The organism is Thalassobaculum salexigens DSM 19539, from assembly GCF_000423805.1.
In the GTDB taxonomy this organism is placed as follows: Bacteria; Pseudomonadota; Alphaproteobacteria; order Thalassobaculales; family Thalassobaculaceae; genus Thalassobaculum; species Thalassobaculum litoreum.
The window spans coordinates 2,150,333-2,167,656 of record NZ_KE384093.1 but is presented as its reverse complement, the minus strand read 5'-3'; the positions used below and the strand labels follow the sequence as shown (position 1 = coordinate 2,167,656).

Below are 17,324 nucleotides of genomic sequence, written 5' to 3'. Positions count from 1 at the left end.
ATTGATCACAATCGGTGGATGCCTATTTAATGTGCATTCAAATCGGATCCCATACCCTGTCGGCGCCCGTCGTGGTCGCTCCGATGTCCGGTGTGACAGACCGGCCCTTTCGCCGTCTGGCGCGTCGTCTCGGTGCGCCGCTGGTGGTCACCGAGATGATCGCCAGCCACGCGGTGCTGCGCGACGTCCTGGAAGAGACCCGCAAGGCGGAGATCGACGCCGAGGATACGCCCGCCGTGGTGCAGATCGCCGGCTGGGAGCCCGAGGTGATGGCCGAGGCCGCGCGCATGATGGCCGACCGCGGCGCCGATGCGATCGACATCAACATGGGCTGCCCGGCCAAGAAGGTCGTCAACAGATACGCCGGCTCGGCGCTGATGCGCGACGAGGCGCTGGCGGGCCGGATCATGGAGGCGGTGGTGGGGGCCGTCGACCTGCCGGTCACGCTGAAGATGCGGCTGGGCTGGGACGCCGACAACCGCAACGCGCCGGAACTGGCCCGCATCGCCGAGGCCTCCGGGATCCGGCTGATCACCGTGCATGGCCGCACCCGCTGCCAGATGTACACCGGCACCGCCGACTGGTCCGGTATCCGCGCGGTGGTCGACACCGTGTCGCTGCCCGTGGTCGCCAATGGCGACGTGGTCGATATCGCGACCGCCCGGGCCTGCCTGGCGGAGTCCGGCGCCGACGGGGTGATGATCGGGCGCGGCTGCTACGGCCGGCCCTGGCTGCCGGCACAGGTCGCCGCCGCGCTCAACGGCGAGACGCCGCGGCCCGACCCGGACGCCCGGGAACGCCGCGACATCCTGGCCGAACACCTGGACGCGATGCTGAGCCATTACGGCGTGCAGTCGGGCATCCGCAACGCCCGCAAGCATATCGGCTGGTACACCGAGGGCTTGGCCGGCTCGGCCGCCTTCCGTCAGCGCGTCAACAACACCACGGAGCCGTCGGTCGTTTTCGCCGAGATCGACCGGTTCTTCGCCGACTTCGGCTCCGACGGGAAGTCGGGCAATGAAAATGCGGGGAGGATCGCCGCATGACGGCAGTGGCCACATTGGAGCCGGGCAAGCTCCCGTCCTATCTGGACGGCAACACGGTCCTGAACGCCCTTCCATGGGCGGTGATCGTGCTGGACGGCGACAATTGCGTGCTGTCGCTGAACATCGCGGCGGAGAACCTTCTCGCCTCCAGCGTGGCGGCGGCGGCCGGCCGCAGCCTGACCGACTGGGTGCCCCAGGACAGCCCGCTGCTGGGCATGGTCGCCCAGTCCCGCGCCTCCCAGTCGGGGCTCAGCGACTACGACCTGGAGATCGAGTCCCCGCGCATCGGGCAGATCGTGGTGAACGTGCAGATCGCGCCGATCCCGGAAGTGCCGGGTGCGGTGGCGGTCAATCTTCAGGAGCGCACCATCGCGTCGAAGATGCACCGCCAGCTCTCCTATCGCGGGGCGGCGCGGTCGGTCAGCGCCATGGCGGCGATGTTGGCCCATGAGGTGAAGAACCCGCTCTCCGGCATCCGCGGGGCCGCCCAGCTTCTCGAACAGTCGGTGCACGGGGACGAGCAGATCCTGACCCGCCTGATCTGCGACGAGACGGACCGGATCTGCGCGCTGGTCGACCGCATGGAGGTGTTCAGCGACGAACGGCCGATCGAGCGCACCGCCGTCAACATCCACGAGGTGCTGGAGCGCTGCCGCCGGATCGCCCAGAACGGCTTCGGCCGCAAGGCGACCTTCATCGAGCGCTACGACCCGTCGCTTCCGGCGGTGCTCGGCAACCACGACCTGTTGGTCCAGGTCTTTCTCAACCTGATCAAGAACGCCAGCGAGGCGGTGCCGGAGGAGGGGGGCGAGATCACGCTGACCACCAGCTACCGCCACGGCATGCGGGTCGCCGTCGCGGGCTCGCGCGAGCGGGTGCATCTGCCGCTGCAGGTCACCGTGCAGGACAACGGCCCCGGCATCCCCGAGGAGCTTCAGGCCAACCTGTTCGAACCCTTCGTGACCACGAAGACCAACGGATCCGGACTGGGACTGGCCTTCGTCGCCAAGGCGGTGGCCGACCATGGCGGCGTGATCGAGGTGGATTCGGTGCCGCGCCGGACCATCCTGCGTCTCACCCTGCCGATCGTCGACACGCCGAAGCCGCGCCGGGTGCGCCGCCGGCGCGATCAGCCGTCCGCCCCGGAAACCGACAGCGGTGGGAGCACCAGCATATGAGCCAGCGGGCGGCGTCCATCCTGATCGCCGACGACGATCGCGCGATCCGGACCGTTCTCGGCCATGCCCTGACCCGGCTCGGCCATTCCGTGCGCAGCACCGGCACGGCCGCCGGATTGTGGCGCTGGATCGAGGACGGCGAGGGGGATCTGGTGATCACCGACGTGGTGATGCCGGACGATAACGGCCTCGACCTGCTGCCGCGCATCCGCAAGATCCGTCCGGACCTGCGGGTCATCGTGATGAGCGCCCAGAACACTCTGCTGACGGCGGTCAAGGCGAGCGAGCGCGGCGCCTTCGAATACCTGCCCAAGCCGTTCGACCTGAACGAACTGGTGGCGACCGTCGGCAAGGCGCTGGCCGCCCCGGCGCCCGGCGTGAAGGAACAGGAAGGCGAGGTCCGCCAGCTCGCCGAGCGTAACGAGGACACCCTGCCGCTGATCGGCCGCTCGCCGGCCATGCAGGAGATCTACCGGGTCCTGGCCCGGCTCATGGGCACCGATCTGACGGTGATGATCACCGGCGAGAGCGGCACCGGCAAGGAACTGGTCGCCCGCGCCCTGCACGATTACGGCAAGCGCGCCGAGGGGCCGTTCGTCGCCATCAACATGGCCGCCATCCCGCGCGAACTGATCGAGTCGGAGCTGTTCGGCCACGAGAAGGGCGCCTTCACCGGAGCCACCGTGCGCGCCACCGGCCGGTTCGAGCAAGCCCAGGGCGGCACCCTGTTCCTGGACGAGATCGGCGACATGCCGCTGGAGGCGCAGACCCGTCTGCTGCGCGTGCTGCAGGAAGGCGAGTACACCACCGTCGGCGGCCGCACGCCGATCCAGGCCAATGTCCGCATCGTCGCCGCCACCCACCGCGACCTGCGTCAGCTGATCCGACAAGGCCTGTTCCGCGAGGACCTGTTCTACCGCCTGAACGTGGTGCCGATCCGCCTGCCTGCCTTGCGGGAACGACGCGAGGACGTGCCCGATCTGGCCCGCCACTTCCTGGCGCAGATGCCGGCCGAGGGCCTGCCGAGCAAGCACCTGGACGCCGGCGCGATCACCCGGCTGCAGGCCTATTCCTGGCCCGGCAACGTGCGCGAGCTGGAGAACCTCTGCCGCCGCCTCGCCGCGCTCTATGTCGAGGAGATCATCGGCGCCGAGGCGATCGATGCCGAGCTGGCCGAGCCGCCGATGGTCGACGGCGACGGGGTGGCCCCGGCGGTCGACGACGAGAACCTGTCCAGCGCGGTGGAACGGCATCTGTCGGCCTATTTCAACGCCCACAAGGACGAGCTTCCCGCCTCCGGCCTGCACGAGCGGGTGCTGCGCGAGGTGGAGCGGCCGCTGATCTCGCTGAGCCTGAGGGCGACGCGGGGCAATCAGATTCGCGCCGCCGAGCTGCTCGGGCTGAACCGCAACACCCTGCGCAAGAAGATCCGGGAGTTGGACATTCCGGTGATCCGGAGCGTACGATCCGAGCCCTGATCGCTACCGGCCCGTGCCGGCCCGCGACGATCGGTGAGACCACCGCGACGGCACAATGACCGACACATCCCCGTTCACCGAGGCCCCGTTCACCGAGGGACAGCCGGAACCGCCGCGCCTGACCCCGTGGCTCGCCTTCCGGCGCTGGGCCCGGCGCGTCGCGCTGGAACGCAAGCTCGCGGTCCTGTTCAGCCTGCTGGCGATCCTGTCGGGCGCCGCGACGGCGATCGTGATCACCCGCTCCGGCACCGAGGGGCCGGCCCCCGACGTCGTCCTGCTCTGCGTCTATTTCAACATCGCCTTCCTGCTCGGCCTCGGCGCGCTGGTGGTGCGCCAGCTCATCCGCATCTGGATCGAGCGGCGCCGCGGGCTGGCCGGTGCCCGGCTGCACCTGCGCCTGGCCGTGCTGTTCGCCCTGATCGCGGTGACCCCGACGCTGATCGTCTCGGTGTTCTCCGCCGTGTTCTTCGATCTCGGGGTGCGCGGCTGGTTCAGCGAGCGGGTCTCGACGGCGGTCACCCAGTCGGCGGCGGTGGCCGAGGCCTATCTGGAGGAGCACCGTCAGACCATCCGCGGCGACGTGCTGGCCATGGCCAACGACCTGAACCGCGAGGCGCCGTTCCTGCTGTCCGACAGCCGCCGCTTCGAGCAGGTCATCACCGCCCAGGCGGCGGTCCGCAACCTGACCGAGGCGGTGGTGTTCGACGGGTCCGGCCGGGTCTATGCCCGCACCGGCCTGTCCTTCGCCTTCGATTTCGAGCCGGTGCCGGAAAGCGCGCTGGAACGGGCGCGCCGCGGCGAGGTGGTCATCATCACCTCGGAGGACGACGACCGCATGCGCGCGCTGGTCGCCCTCAACCAGATCGTCGACACCTTCCTGTTCGTCGGCCGCTTCGTCGATCCTGCTCTGCTGGCCCGGGTGGAGGACACCCAGCAGGCGGTCTCCCAGTACGAGGCGCTGGAGGGCCGACGCCAGGACTTCCAGCTCACCTTCGCCATCGTCTTCGCCCTGGTCGCGCTGCTGATCCTGCTGGCCGCGATCTGGGTCGGGCTGCTGCTGGCCGACCGTCTGGTCCGGCCGGTCAGCTCGCTGATCGACGGGGCCGAGCGGGTGCGCCACGGCGACCTGTCGGTGCGGGTGCCGCTCGGCGTCGGTCTGGACGAGATCGCCAGCCTGACCCGCGCCTTCAACCGCATGACGGCGCAGCTCGAGTCCCAGCACGAGGAACTGGTCGACGCCAATACCCAGCTCGACGAGCGCCGCCGCTTCACCGAGGCGGTGCTGGGCGGGGTATCCTCCGGCGTGGTCGGTCTGGACGACGACGGCCGGATCAACCTGCCGAACCGGGCGGCGAGCCGGCTTCTCGGGATCGACCTGGAGCAGCAGCTCGGCAGCACCTTCGCCGAGACCCTGCCGGAATTCGATCCGCTGATGGCCGAGGTGGCGCAGCGCCCCTGGCGCGAGGCGACCGACCAGATCGCCATGACCCTGGACAACGGCGATCACCGGACCTTCCACGCCCGGCTGACGGCGGAGATTTCCGACGGGGTGATCTCCGGCTACGTGCTGACCTTCGACGACGTCACCGAGCTGCTCTCCGCCCAGCGCAAGGCGGCCTGGGCCGATGTGGCCCGGCGGATCGCCCATGAGATCAAGAACCCGCTGACCCCGATCCAGCTGTCGGCCGAACGGTTGCGCCGGAAATACCTGAAGGAGATCGAGTCCGACCCGGAGACCTTCGCGCGGATGATCGACACCATCGTGCGTCAGGTCGGGGATATCGGCCGCATGGTCGACGAGTTCTCGTCCTTCGCGCGGATGCCGACGCCGGTGATGCGCGACGAGGACCTGCGCGACCTGGTGAGCGCGGCGGCTGATCTGCAGCGCGGCGCCAGGCCGGGGGTGTCGCTGACCGTGGAAACCGGCGGCGAGCCTGTGACGTTGCGCTGCGATTCGCGGCAGATCCGCCAGGCCCTGACCAATCTGCTGCAGAACGCGGTGGATGCGATCGAGAGCCGACAGCAGGCGGAAGGCGAGGGCGCGGCACCGGGATCGATCACGGTCACAATCGAGCCACGAGGTGATGCCATTGTGGCAACTGTCGCAGACAACGGCCGCGGTTTGCCTGACACTGAGCGCGACCGGCTGACCGAGCCGTATGTCACCACACGCGAGAAAGGGACCGGCCTCGGGCTGGCCATCGTGAAGAAAATCATGGAAGATCACGGCGGTTCGATAGAACTCCGGGACCGTCCGGAAGGCGGCGCAGCGGTTAGTCTGATATTCTCGACGCCGCCTACGGTCCTCAACGAAACCAACCCGGCTCTGGCATACCATGGCCAATGATATCCTGATCGTCGACGACGAAGCCGATATCCGGATGCTGATCGGCGATATCCTCGAGGACGAGGGTTACGAGTCCCGGCAGGCGGCGAATTCGACCGAGGCGCTCGACGTCATCCGCCGGCGCATGCCGTCCCTGGTGATCCTGGATATCTGGCTGCAGAACAGCGAACTCGACGGGCTCGGCATCCTCAGCGCCATCCAGCGCGACCATCCCGGCCTGCCCGTGATCATGATCAGCGGCCACGGCACCATCGAGACCGCCGTCACCGCGATCAAGAAGGGCGCCTACGACTTCATCGAGAAGCCGTTCAAGGCCGACCGGCTGCTGTTCATGGTGCAGCGCGCGATCGAGGCGGCCCGGCTGCGGCGCGAGAACGACGACCTGAAGAAGCGCACCGGCACCGGCGGCGACCTGGTGGGCATCTCCGCCGGCATCAACACCGTGCGCGCCTCCGTGGAGAAGGTGGCGCCGACCGGCAGCCGCGTGCTGATCACCGGCCCGGCCGGCGTCGGCAAGGAGATCGTCGCCCGGCGCATCCACGAGCGCTCTCGCCGCGCCACCGGCACGTTCGTCGTGCTGAACTGCGCCACGCTCACCCCCGACCGGCTGGAGACCGAGCTGTTCGGCACCGAGCCGGGCGGCGCCGAGCCGCGCACCATCGGCACCCTGGAGCTGGCCCATAAGGGCACGCTGCTGCTGGACGAGGTGGCCGACATGCCGCTGGAGACCCAGGGCAAGATCCTGCGCGTGCTTCAGGAACAGTCGTTCCGCCGGGTCGGCGGCGACACCGAGGTCGAGGTCGACGTGCGGGTCATCGCCGCGACCAACCGCGACCTGCAGCAGGAGATGAGCGCCGGGCGGTTCCGCGAGGATCTGTTCTACCGGCTCAACGTCGTGCCGATCCGCGTGCCGCCCCTGCGCGAGCGGCGCGAGGACGTGCCTATGCTGGCCCGCCATTTCGTCACGCTGTCGGCCGAGGCCAGCGGCATGATCGCGCGGCCCCTGGGCGAGGATGCGGTGGCGGCCCTGCAGGCCTATGAGTGGCCGGGCAACGTGCGCCAGCTGCGCAACGTGGTCGACTGGATGCTGATCATGGCCGGCGGCGGCGCCCGCGATCCGATCCGCGCCGACCAGCTTCCCCCGGAGATCGGCTCGGCCACCCCGGCGGCGCTGCGCTGGGAGAAGGGCAGCGAGATCATGGGCCTCAGCCTGCGCGAGGCGCGCGAGACCTTCGAGCGGGAGTATCTCCTGGCCCAGGTCAATCGCTTCGGCGGCAACATCTCGCGCACCGCCTCCTTCGTCGGCATGGAGCGCTCGGCTCTGCACCGTAAGCTCAAGTCCCTCGGCCTGCAGCAGGCGGAAAAGCCGGTCCGGCAGACCGGCTGACGCCCTCATGAAAGTCATCGCCCGATGAAAGTCGTCATCTGCGGCGCCGGCCAGGTCGGCACCAGCATCGCCCGGCATCTCGCCGGCGAGAACAACGACGTCACCGTCATCGACCAGTCGCCGGAGCTGATCCAGAAGCTCAGCGACACCCTGGACGTGCGCGCCATCGCCGGTTTCGCCTCCTATCCCAGCGTGCTGGAGCAGGCGGGCCTGCGCGACGCCGACATGCTGATCGCGGTGACCTACAGCGACGAGGTCAACATGGTCGCCTGCCAGGTCGGCCATTCGATCTTCAACGTGCCGACCAAGATCGCCCGGGTGCGCAACCAGGACTACCTGCTGCCGATCTGGGCCGACCTGTTCTCGCGCGAGCACATGCCGATCGACGTGATCATCTCGCCGGAGCGCGAGGTGGCCCGCGCCATCGGCCGCCGGCTGCAGGTGCCGGGCGCGCTCGACGTGGTGCCGATGGCCGACGGCAAGGTCCGCGTGGTCGGCGTGCGTTGCGAGGAGACCACGCCGATCATCCACACGCCGCTGCGCCAGCTCACCTCGCTGTTCACCGACCTGGCCGTGGTGATCGTCGGCATCCTGCGCGAGGGCAGGGCGATCGTGCCGAAGGCCGAGGACCAGATGCTGCCCGGCGACGAGGTGTATTTCGTCTGCGACAGCCGCCACCTGTCCCGGGCGCTCGCCAGCTTCGGCCACGAGGAGCCGGAGGCGCGCAGCGTCATCATCGCCGGCGGCGGCAATATCGGGCTGACCCTGGCCGAGGAGATCGAGCGCGAGCATCACGGCGTGAACGCCAAGGTTATCGAGTTCAACCGCGCCCGCGCCCGCTCCGTCGCCCAGTCGCTGCAACGCACCATGGTGCTGAACGGCGACGTGCTCGACCCGGAGATCCTGGAAGAGGCCAACATCTCGCAGACCGAGACCTTCGTCGCCGTGTCCAACGACGACGAGGTCAACATCCTGAGCTCCCTGCTGGCCAAACGCTCGGGCTGCAAGCGCACCGTCGCCCTGATCAACGCCTCGACCTACGCGCCGCTGATCACCCAGCTCGGCATCGACGCCGTGGTGAACCCACGGGCGATCACCGTCTCCACGATCCTTCAGCATGTGCGCCGCGGCCGGATCCGCAGTGTGTATTCCCTGCGCGAGGATTTCGGCGAGGTGATCGAGGCCGAGGCGCTGGAGACCTCGGTGCTGGTCGGCCATCCGCTGAAGGACGCCAGGCTGCCCAACGGCGTCATCGTCGGCGCCATCGTGCGCGGCGAGGAGGTCATCGTGCCCCGTGCCGACACCGTGGTGCAGGCCCGCGACCGGGTGGTCGTCTTCGCCACCTATGAAGCGGTGAAGAAAGTCGAGAAACTGTTCGCCGTCCGTCTCGATTTCTTCTAGAGCACAAGCGCTTCGATCTTAACCGATCGTGCTCTAATTGGTTGAAGATAGAGCAAATTCACAAGATCAGATGCTTCCATCCGATCTTGATTTGCTCTAGATACCCCTTAAGTCCTTCTCTGTCTCCCATCTCTGCCCAGCCGGAGGTCCCATGTCCCGGATCGCCTATGTGAACGGCCGTTTTCTTCCCCATTCCCATGCCGAGGTCCATGTCGAGGACCGCGGCTACCAGTTTGCCGACGGCGTCTACGAGGTGGTCCTCGTGCAGAACGGCGTGATGGTCGACGAGATGCCGCATCTCGACCGGCTGGACCGCTCGCTGGACGAGCTGCGCATCGCCCATCCCATGAGCCGCGGCGCCCTGCGCTCGGTGATGCGCGAGCTGGTGCGCCTGAACCGGATCCGCAATGGGCTGGTCTACATGCAGGTCACCCGGGGCGTCGCCAAGCGCGACCATCCGTTCCCGAAGAATGCCAAGCCGAGCATCGTGCTGACCGCCAAGCGGATCAGCATGCCGAGCCAGGAGACGGTGGAGAACGGCGTCAAGGTCATCACGATCCGGGATATCCGCTGGGAACGCTGCGATATCAAGTCCGTATCGCTTCTTCCTAATATTCTGGGTAAGCAGGAGGCGCGGGAAAACGGCGCCTTCGAGGCCTGGCAGGTGGACGCGGATGGCAACGTCACCGAGGGCACGTCGAGCAATGCCTGGATCGTCACCCAGGACGGCGAGCTGGTCACCCGGCCGGCGACCAACGACATCCTGAACGGCATCACCCGGCTGTCGATCCTGAAGCTGGCCGAGCGCCAGGGCCTGAAATACGTCGAGCGGGCGTTCTCGGTGGACGAGGCCAAGAAGGCGCGAGAGGCCTTCGCGTCATCGGCGACCGCCTTCGTCACCCCGGTCACCCAGATCGACGACGTGGTCATCGGCAACGGCAAGGCCGGCACCCTGTCGCGCGGCCTGCGCGACAGCTACATGGAATACGCCGCCGGCGAAGGGGCCACCGCGTGAAGCGACTGCCGCGTCCCGACGCGGTCCTGTTCGACTGGGACTCCACCCTGGTGGACAACTGGGGTGGCATCACCCGCGCGCTGTCCGCCACCTTCACCGAGTACGGCCTGGATCCCTGGGACGAGGTGCAGGTGCGGGCCAACGCCAAGCTCTCGATGCGCGACAGCTTTCCCAAGCTGTTCGGCGAGCGCTGGGAGGATGCGTCGAAGAAGTTCTACGAGAGCTTCGCCTCGGTCCATCTGGAGACCCTGCGGCCGCTGCCCGGCGCGGTCGAGTTGCTCGACGCCCTGGCCGCCGAGGGCATCCCCATGGGCGTGGTCAGCAACAAGTCGGGGACCTACCTGCGCCTGGAGACCGCGCATCTCGGCTGGGACAGGTATTTCCACCGGATCCTCGGCTCGCACGACGCGCCGAAGGACAAGCCGGCGGCCGATCCGATTCACATGGCGTTGGAGGGCACGGGTGTCGCGGCCGGTCCCAGCGTGTGGTTCGTGGGCGACAGCGCGGTCGATCTCGCCAGCGCCCATGCCGCCGGATGCGTGCCGGTGCTGGTGCATCCGGAGGTTCCGCACCCCGAGGATCTGAGCGACTGTCCGCCCGCAATGCAGCTTTTTGACTGTTATGGGCTTCTTGGCGCGCTACGCGGTTGAGTCGCAACGATTTCACGGTATATCTTTGCAACTGATCTCGCATCTGCGAAAGAGGTGGTGCCACCGCCCGCGCGGACGAGCCGATTGAGGAGCGAAGGAAAAAACCATGGCCGCAGAAAAGAGCCAGAGCGTCCAAGATGTCTTTCTCAACAAGATCCGTAAGGACAAGACGCCCGTCACCGTGTTCCTCGTGAACGGTGTCAAACTCCAGGGTATCGTCACGTGGTTCGACAATTTCTGTCTGCTGCTGCGCCGCGACGCCCATTCCCAGCTCGTCTACAAGCACGCGGTGTCGACCATCATGCCGCAGCATCCGGTCAGCCTGTTCGAGCCCGGCGAGGACAGCGGCGACAGCTGACCGGCATGACCCGGTACGGGTCAGAACGGTCCTCGCGTCGTCCCGGACTTGATCCGGGGGCCGGTCATCCACATGTTGGAGCGCTGGATGGGACTCCCACGCGCTCCAGCACACGGCTGATCTTGGCCCCGCCACAGAACCGGGGAAAGAGTGAGGTGAGGTGGGCCCCGCATGGAGGAACCCGCCTTGGGTAAGACCCGCGCCATCGTGCTGCATCCGCGCCTGCCGTCGAAGGACGAGGACACGCCCGGTGTCCGCGATCCCGAGGCACGCCTGGAGGAAGCCGTCGGCCTCACCGCGGCGATCGACCTTGAGACCGTCCACAGCGAGGTGCTGACCGTGAACCGGCCGCGCCCGAGCACCCTGTTCGGCGGCGGCCAGATCGAGCGGTTCCAGGCGCTGGCAGAGGCGATGGAGGTCGAGGTCATCGTCATCGACCACGCCCTGACCCCGGGACAGCAGCGCAATCTGGAGAAGGGGCTGAACGTCAAGGTCATCGACCGCACCCAGCTCATCCTCGAGATCTTCGGTGCCCGCGCCCGCACCCATGAGGGCCGCCTCCAGGTCGAGCTCGCCTCGCTGACCTTCCAGCGCTCCCGGCTGGTGCGGTCCTGGACCCACCTGGAGCGCCAGCGCGGCGGCGCCGGCTTCCTCGGCGGTCCCGGCGAGCGGCAGCTCGAACTCGACCGCCGGCTGATCGGCGACCGCATCACCCGCATCAAGCGCGAGCTGGAGGAGGTCAAGCGGACCCGCGAGCTGCACCGCGAGGCGCGCCGCCGGGTGCCGTTCCCGATCGTGGCCCTGGTCGGCTACACCAACGCCGGCAAATCCACGCTGTTCAACAAGCTGTCGGGCGCCTCGGTGATGGCGCAGGACCTGCTGTTCGCCACCCTGGACCCGACCATGCGCCGGATCGACCTGCCGGGCGGGCGCACGGTGATCGTGTCCGACACGGTCGGCTTCATCTCCGACCTGCCGACCCACCTGGTGGCCGCCTTCCGCGCCACCCTGGAGGAGGTGACCGAGGCCGATCTGGTGCTGCATGTGCGCGACATCTCCCATGTGGATACCGAGGCGCAGAAGCGCGACGTGCTGGCGGTGCTCGAGGATCTGGGGATCGACGAGACCACCCGGCCGGGCCGCATGCTCGACGTGCTGAACAAAATCGACCGGCTGCCCGAGGAGCGCCGCATCACCCTGCGCAACGAGGTTGCACGGTCGAACGGCGAGACGGTCTGCGTCTCCGCGGTGACCGGAGAGGGGATCGGCGACCTGATCGCGGCGATCGACGGCTTCCTGTCCGCCGACCACCGGGTCGTCACCCTGCATGTGGACTATGCCGACGGCGAGATCACCGCCTGGCTGCACAGCCACGGCGACATCATCGAGCGGGTGGACGACGACACCGGCTCCAAGATCACCGTCGGGCTCGATCCCAGCACCCTCGCGCGGGCCGAAAAGCGCTTCGGAGAGCGGTTTCAGCGCCTCGATTGAGGCCGAACGGTTGACAGAAATAGGTTAAGTCGCCATACCCCTGGCACTCATTCACGGCGAGTGCTAACACCCGCCGTTTTCATTGCCGAGCCATGGAGGAAGCCCCATGAAATTCCGTCCGCTGCATGACCGCGTTGTCGTTGAGCCGCTGGTGAGTGACACCAAGACCGCCGGCGGGATCATCATTCCCGACACGGCCAAGGAAAAGCCGATGCAGGGCAAGGTCGTGGCCGTCGGCGCCGGTGCGCGCGACGAGTCCGGCAAGGTCGTGTCGCTCGACGTGAAGAAGGGCGACACCGTCCTGTACGGCAAGTGGTCCGGCACCGAGGTGAAGATCGACGGCAAGGACGTGTTGATCATGAAGGAGTCGGACATCATGGGTGTGGTTGGCTGAACCGGCTGCGGCTGAACAGGCTGCGGCCGATCCGCCGCGTCCGACCCAACCGATCCTGCCGCCAACCGGCAAACGAACTACGGAGATAGAAAATGGCTGCTAAGGACGTGAAGTTTGACGTCGATGCCCGCGACCGCCTGCTCAAGGGCGTGGACACGCTGGCCAACGCCGTCAAGGTGACCCTCGGCCCGAAGGGCCGCAACGTGGTGCTGGACAAGTCGTTCGGCGCCCCGCGCATCACCAAGGACGGCGTCACCGTCGCCAAGGACATCGAGCTCAAAGACAAGTTCGAGAACATGGGCGCGCAGATGGTGCGCGAAGTGGCCTCGAAGACCTCCGATCTTGCCGGTGACGGCACGACGACCGCCACTGTGCTGGCCCAGGCCATCGTCCGCGAGGGCGTGCGCGCCGTCGCCGCCGGCCTGAACCCGATGGACCTGAAGCGCGGCATCGACATGGCCGTCACCGCCGTCATCAAGGACGTCGAGGCCAACTCCAAGAAGATCAAGTCGTCCAGCGAAGTCGCTCAGGTCGGCACGATCTCCGCCAATGGCGACGCCGATGTCGGCAAGCTGCTGGCCGAGGCGATGGACAAGGTCGGCCAGGAAGGCGTGATCACCGTCGAGGAAGCCAAGTCGCTGCACACCGAGCTCGACGTCGTCGAGGGCATGCAGTTCGACCGCGGTTATCTGTCGCCGTACTTCGTGACCAACGCCGACAAGATGATCTGCGAGCTGGAAAACCCGCTGATCCTGATCCACGAGAAGAAGCTGTCCAGCCTGCAGCCGATGCTGCCGCTGCTGGAGCAGGTGGCCCGCTCGTCCCGTCCGTTCCTGATCATCGCCGAGGATGTCGAGGGCGAGGCCCTGGCGACCCTGGTGGTGAACAAGCTGCGCGGCGGCCTGAAGGTCGCGGCGGTGAAGGCCCCGGGCTTCGGCGATCGCCGCAAGGCCATGCTGGAGGACATCGCCGTCCTGACCGGCGGCACCGTGGTGTCCGAGGATGTCGGCATCAACCTTGAGACCGTCGACATCAAGATGCTCGGCACCGCCAAGAGCGTGACCCTGACCAAGGACGAGACCACGGTCGTCGACGGCGCCGGCAAGAAGAAGGACATCCAGGCCCGCGTCAGCCAGATCAAGGCGCAGGTCGAGGAGACCACCTCCGACTACGACAAGGAAAAGCTCCAGGAGCGTCTGGCGAAGCTGGTCGGCGGCGTGGCGGTTCTGCGCGTCGGCGGTGCGACCGAGATCGAGGTGAAGGAGCGCAAGGATCGCGTCGACGACGCGATGCACGCGACCCGCGCCGCGGTCCAGGAAGGCATCGTCGCCGGCGGCGGCACCGCGTTGCTCTACGGCACCCGTGCCCTGGACAAGCTGAAATACGCCAATGACGACCAGCGTATGGGCATCGACATCGTGCGCCGCGCCCTGCAGGCCCCGTGCCGGCAGATCGCCGAGAATGCCGGTGCCGACGGGTCGGTCGTTGTCGGCAAGCTGCTCGAGCAGAAGTCGGTGACCTTCGGCTACAACGCCGCCACCGACACCTACGAGGACCTGATCAAGGCCGGTGTCATCGACCCGACCAAGGTGGTGCGCACCGCGCTGCAGGACGCCGCGTCCATCGCCGGTCTGCTGATCACCACCGAGGCCATGGTCGCCGAGAAGCCGGAGCCCGCGGGCGCCGGTGGTGGCGGCGGCATGCCCGACATGGGTGGCATGGGCGGAATGGGTGGCATGGGCGGCATGGACTTCTGAGCCAGCCGCACTCGTGTTAGGGAAGGGCCGGGCCGTGTGTCCGGCCCTTTCTCGTTCCTACGGAGCTAATCGCCGATGACATCCGTCGACCTCGACCGGCTGGCCGCCACCCTTACCGAGGTGGCCGAGGCGGAGATCCTGCCGCGCTGGCGCAACCTGGACGACGGCGACATCCGCGAGAAGACCGGTCCGACCGACCTGGTCACCGTCGCCGACGAGGCGGCCGAGCGCCGGCTGGTCGAGCTGCTGCCGGATCTCTATCCCGGCTCCATCGTGATCGGCGAGGAGTCGGTGGAGCGGGACCGCTCGCTGCTGGGGCTGATCGACGGCGACGCGCCGGTGTGGATCGTCGATCCGGTCGACGGCACCAAGAACTTCGCCGAGGGCAAGGACCGCTTCTGCGTCATGGTGGCGCTCACCCATCGCGGCGAGATCCTGGCGTCGGCCATCCACCAGCCGGTGGAGAAGCGCACCGCCGTCGCCGCCAAGGGCGAGGGCGCCTGGATGCTGGGCGAGGCCGGACGCGAGCGCCTGCGCGTGGCCCCGGCGGCCGGGATCGACGCGATGGAGGGCTCCTTCAACTTCCGCTTCTTCCCCGAGGAGGTGCGTCCGGGCATCCGCGAACGCGCCAACGCGGTGCTGGGCGACCGGCACCACCGCCGCGGCTGTGCCGGCTACGACTACATCCAGCTCGCCACCGGCCGGTGGCACTACGCGGTGTACTGGAAGAAGATGCCCTGGGACCACGCCCCGGGTCTGCTGATCCACGGCGAGGCGGGCGGCTATTCCGCCTGTGTCGACGGCACCCCGTACCGGCCGGGGCAGCTCGGCGGCGGCATCATCGCCGCGGCCGACGAGGCCGGGTGGCGGGCGCTGCGGGATCAGGTGGTGGGGCCGGTTCCGACGGTGTGAGCGCGCGATCCTTCTCACCGTCATCCCGGCCGACCCCCGGGTCGAGCCCGGGGCTCACCGGGATGACGTCTGGGACGGGCGTAACGACTGTCGTCCCTCTTCCGGGCGTGGAGTCGCTTGTGGCCCGGCTTTCCCCTTGTCGCCCGCATTCCCCGATCTTCCCGAACTCCCCGACCCAAGGCCGGGGAGTGAATGAGAGAGATGGAGGGAGGATCGAACGGTCTTTGTCAGCGACAGAGTCGATGATGGCCGTCGGTGTTTTGGCCCCATCCTGAAGCAGCCCCGCTCAGGGCCGAGCCGTGCCGAAGCCTCAGTCGCTGGGCGGCGGCGGGCCCTTGTGCCGGTCGGCCCAGGCGCGGGCGCGCTCGGCGAAGGCGTGGCGCTGTTCCGGGGTCATCGAGGTCACCACGTCGGTAATCGCGGCGTGCACCGCCGTCTCCATCCGGTCCCTGGCCGCCCGCATCCGGCCCAGTGCCGCCTCGTAATCGGCGCGCACGAACGGATCGGCCGACAGCGTGTCGGCGACGGCGCTGCGCGCCGCGTCGGCGTCCCGGCGCAGCGGGTCGATGGTCGTCTCGTGCCGCTGCCAGACCGTGCGCACCGTGTCGATCCCGTCCTCGCCGACCATACGGCGCAGCCAGCGCGGGCCCGGCCCGTCCGGCGGCGGCGGGCCGGCGAAATGGCCCGGACCGCCCCGCCCGCCCCAGCCGTGATCGACCCAGCGGCCGATGGCGAGGCCGCCGATGAACAGGTTCACGCCCAGGGAAGCGAGGAGGAGGAGGATCAGCCAGCGGGTGCGTGTCATGTCGGATCTCGGGTCAGGTCAGGCTTGCAGGGGTCGGGCATAGGATCGGGCAAGGGTCAGAACGTGTCCTGGGTGGCGAAGCCCACCGCCGAGGCGGCGGCCAGGGAATAGGTGTCGGTATCGCCGGTCGCCTGGGTCACGACCGCCGTCGTCGTGCTCTGGAAGCCGGGCAGGGGCAGCTCGGGGTTGGCCGCACCGATGACGATGCCGAGCACGGCGGCGGCGGCGAGGCCGGCGGCCGGGCGCCACAGGCCAACCCAGCCGGCGATCAGCGCCAGCAGCGGGTTGCCGCGCTCCGGAATGTCCTTCAGCGCCACCCGCAGGGCGGGGTTCGGCTGCGGCACCGGCAGGGCGTCGAGCATCATGTCCAAGTGGCGCGCCTCGTCGGCGGCGCGGGCCAGATCCCGGTCGCCGGACAACAGCGCCACCGCCGCCTCGCGCTCGGCATCCGGCCAGCGGGCGGGATCGCCGCCATAGGCCTCAACCAGCGCCAGGACCCGGGCCTTGGTGATGTTGCTCTGTGTCATCGGGCTTCTCCCAACAATTCGGCGCGCTGATCGGCGAGGGCCTGGCGCAATGTCCGGCGGCCCCGGGCCAGCAGGGATTCCAGCGCCTCGACCGAGATGTCGAGGGCGGCGGAGGCGTCGGCCCCGGAGAGGCCTTCGTAATGGACCAGCACGATGGCGGCGCGCTGGCGTTCGGGCAGGGCGTCCAGGGCGGTGCGCACCTTGTCGGCGGTCGCCGCGTCGTGGAGCCCGCGATCGGGGGCGGGGCCGCTGTCGATCAGGGTGACGTCCTCCGGATCCACGGTCGGCTTGAGGCGGCGCAGCCGATCCAGCGCGGCGTTGCGGGCGACCCGGTAGAGCCAGGTGGAGACCCGCGCCTGGGGCGTCCAGTCGCCGGCCTTGCGCCAGAGAGAGAGATAGGTGTCCTGCACCACGTCCTCCGCGGTCGCCCGGTCGCCCAGCATGCGCTGGGCAAAGCCGAGCAGGCGGTCCGCATGGCGGTCCACCAGCAGGCGGAAGGCGGCCGAATCGCCGTCGGCGACCCGCGGCATGAGCGCCGCATCCGGGTCCTCCTGGCTTCGATCCGTCAAGCTGCC

16 protein-coding genes are annotated in these 17,324 nt (G+C 68.4%); 13 read left to right on the top strand and 3 right to left on the bottom strand.

What is annotated here, in order from left to right:
• Nucleotides 1-29 precede the first annotated feature (29 nt).
• From dusB to G578_RS0114450, 13 genes are all read left to right on the top strand, one after another.
• Complete coding sequence (dusB, locus tag G578_RS26460; RefSeq protein WP_051244810.1) at nt 30-1,046, top strand: tRNA dihydrouridine synthase DusB; 1,017 nt, start codon at nt 30-32, stop codon at nt 1,044-1,046.
• Nucleotides 1,043-2,224, top strand: coding sequence for a two-component system sensor histidine kinase NtrB (locus G578_RS26455; RefSeq protein WP_051244809.1), 1,182 nt, complete (start codon nt 1,043-1,045; stop codon nt 2,222-2,224). Before dusB ends, G578_RS26455 begins: the two co-directional genes overlap by 4 nt.
• Nucleotides 2,221-3,702: a nitrogen regulation protein NR(I) gene (ntrC, locus tag G578_RS0114500; protein ID WP_028794846.1), complete on the top strand. Its 1,482-nt coding sequence runs from the start codon at nt 2,221-2,223 to the stop codon at nt 3,700-3,702. The genes G578_RS26455 and ntrC overlap by 4 nt, the downstream gene beginning before the upstream one ends.
• A 55-nt stretch (nt 3,703-3,757) precedes the next feature.
• On the top strand, nt 3,758-6,049 hold the full coding sequence (locus tag G578_RS0114495) for a sensor histidine kinase NtrY-like (RefSeq protein ID WP_084618899.1): 2,292 nt from the start codon (nt 3,758-3,760) through the stop codon (nt 6,047-6,049).
• Nucleotides 6,039-7,436 carry a nitrogen assimilation response regulator NtrX gene (ntrX, locus tag G578_RS0114490; protein ID WP_028794844.1) on the top strand — a complete coding sequence of 466 codons (1,398 nt, stop codon included), beginning with the start codon at nt 6,039-6,041 and terminating at the stop codon, nt 7,434-7,436. The genes G578_RS0114495 and ntrX overlap by 11 nt, the downstream gene beginning before the upstream one ends.
• Nucleotides 7,437-7,460: 24 nt before the next feature.
• Nucleotides 7,461-8,837, top strand: a complete 1,377-nt coding sequence (trkA, locus tag G578_RS0114485; protein WP_028794843.1) for a Trk system potassium transporter TrkA — start codon at nt 7,461-7,463, stop codon at nt 8,835-8,837.
• Nucleotides 8,838-8,988: 151 nt separating this feature from the next.
• Nucleotides 8,989-9,852, top strand: a complete 864-nt coding sequence (gene dat, locus G578_RS0114480) for a D-amino-acid transaminase (RefSeq protein ID WP_028794842.1) — start codon at nt 8,989-8,991, stop codon at nt 9,850-9,852.
• Nucleotides 9,849-10,502: an HAD family hydrolase gene (locus G578_RS0114475; protein ID WP_028794841.1), complete on the top strand. Its 654-nt coding sequence runs from the start codon at nt 9,849-9,851 to the stop codon at nt 10,500-10,502. The genes dat and G578_RS0114475 overlap by 4 nt, the downstream gene beginning before the upstream one ends.
• A gap of 106 nt (nt 10,503-10,608) precedes the next feature.
• A complete protein-coding gene (gene hfq, locus G578_RS0114470; RefSeq protein WP_028794840.1) occupies nt 10,609-10,860 on the top strand; it encodes an RNA chaperone Hfq in 252 nt (83 codons plus the stop codon).
• Nucleotides 10,861-11,031: 171 nt separating this feature from the next.
• Nucleotides 11,032-12,354 carry a GTPase HflX gene (hflX, locus tag G578_RS0114465; protein ID WP_028794839.1) on the top strand — a complete coding sequence of 441 codons (1,323 nt, stop codon included), beginning with the start codon at nt 11,032-11,034 and terminating at the stop codon, nt 12,352-12,354.
• Between the two features lie 106 nt (nt 12,355-12,460).
• On the top strand, nt 12,461-12,748 hold the full coding sequence (locus tag G578_RS0114460) for a co-chaperone GroES (protein ID WP_028794838.1): 288 nt from the start codon (nt 12,461-12,463) through the stop codon (nt 12,746-12,748).
• A gap of 92 nt (nt 12,749-12,840) precedes the next feature.
• The gene (groL, locus tag G578_RS0114455; protein WP_028794837.1) at nt 12,841-14,505 is read left to right on the top strand and encodes a chaperonin GroEL; all 1,665 of its coding nucleotides are present in this window, start codon (nt 12,841-12,843) and stop codon (nt 14,503-14,505) included.
• A gap of 75 nt (nt 14,506-14,580) precedes the next feature.
• A complete protein-coding gene (locus tag G578_RS0114450; RefSeq protein ID WP_028794836.1) occupies nt 14,581-15,417 on the top strand; it encodes an inositol monophosphatase family protein in 837 nt (278 codons plus the stop codon).
• 310 nt (nt 15,418-15,727) lie between these two features.
• Here the strand turns inward: G578_RS0114450 and G578_RS0114445 are convergent, their stop codons facing one another.
• The 3 genes from G578_RS0114445 to G578_RS26445 are packed head-to-tail and all read right to left on the bottom strand — an operon-like array spanning nt 15,728 to nt 17,318.
• The gene (locus G578_RS0114445) at nt 15,728-16,222 is read right to left on the bottom strand and encodes a periplasmic heavy metal sensor (RefSeq protein ID WP_028794835.1); all 495 of its coding nucleotides are present in this window, start codon (nt 16,220-16,222) and stop codon (nt 15,728-15,730) included.
• Between the two features lie 56 nt (nt 16,223-16,278).
• Nucleotides 16,279-16,749 (bottom strand): hypothetical protein, encoded by a 471-nt coding sequence (locus G578_RS26450; RefSeq protein WP_038014212.1) that lies wholly within the window; start codon nt 16,747-16,749, stop codon nt 16,279-16,281.
• Nucleotides 16,746-17,318: an RNA polymerase sigma factor gene (locus G578_RS26445; protein ID WP_084618898.1), complete on the bottom strand. Its 573-nt coding sequence runs from the start codon at nt 17,316-17,318 to the stop codon at nt 16,746-16,748. The genes G578_RS26450 and G578_RS26445 overlap by 4 nt, the downstream gene beginning before the upstream one ends.
• Nucleotides 17,319-17,324: the final 6 nt, after the last annotated feature.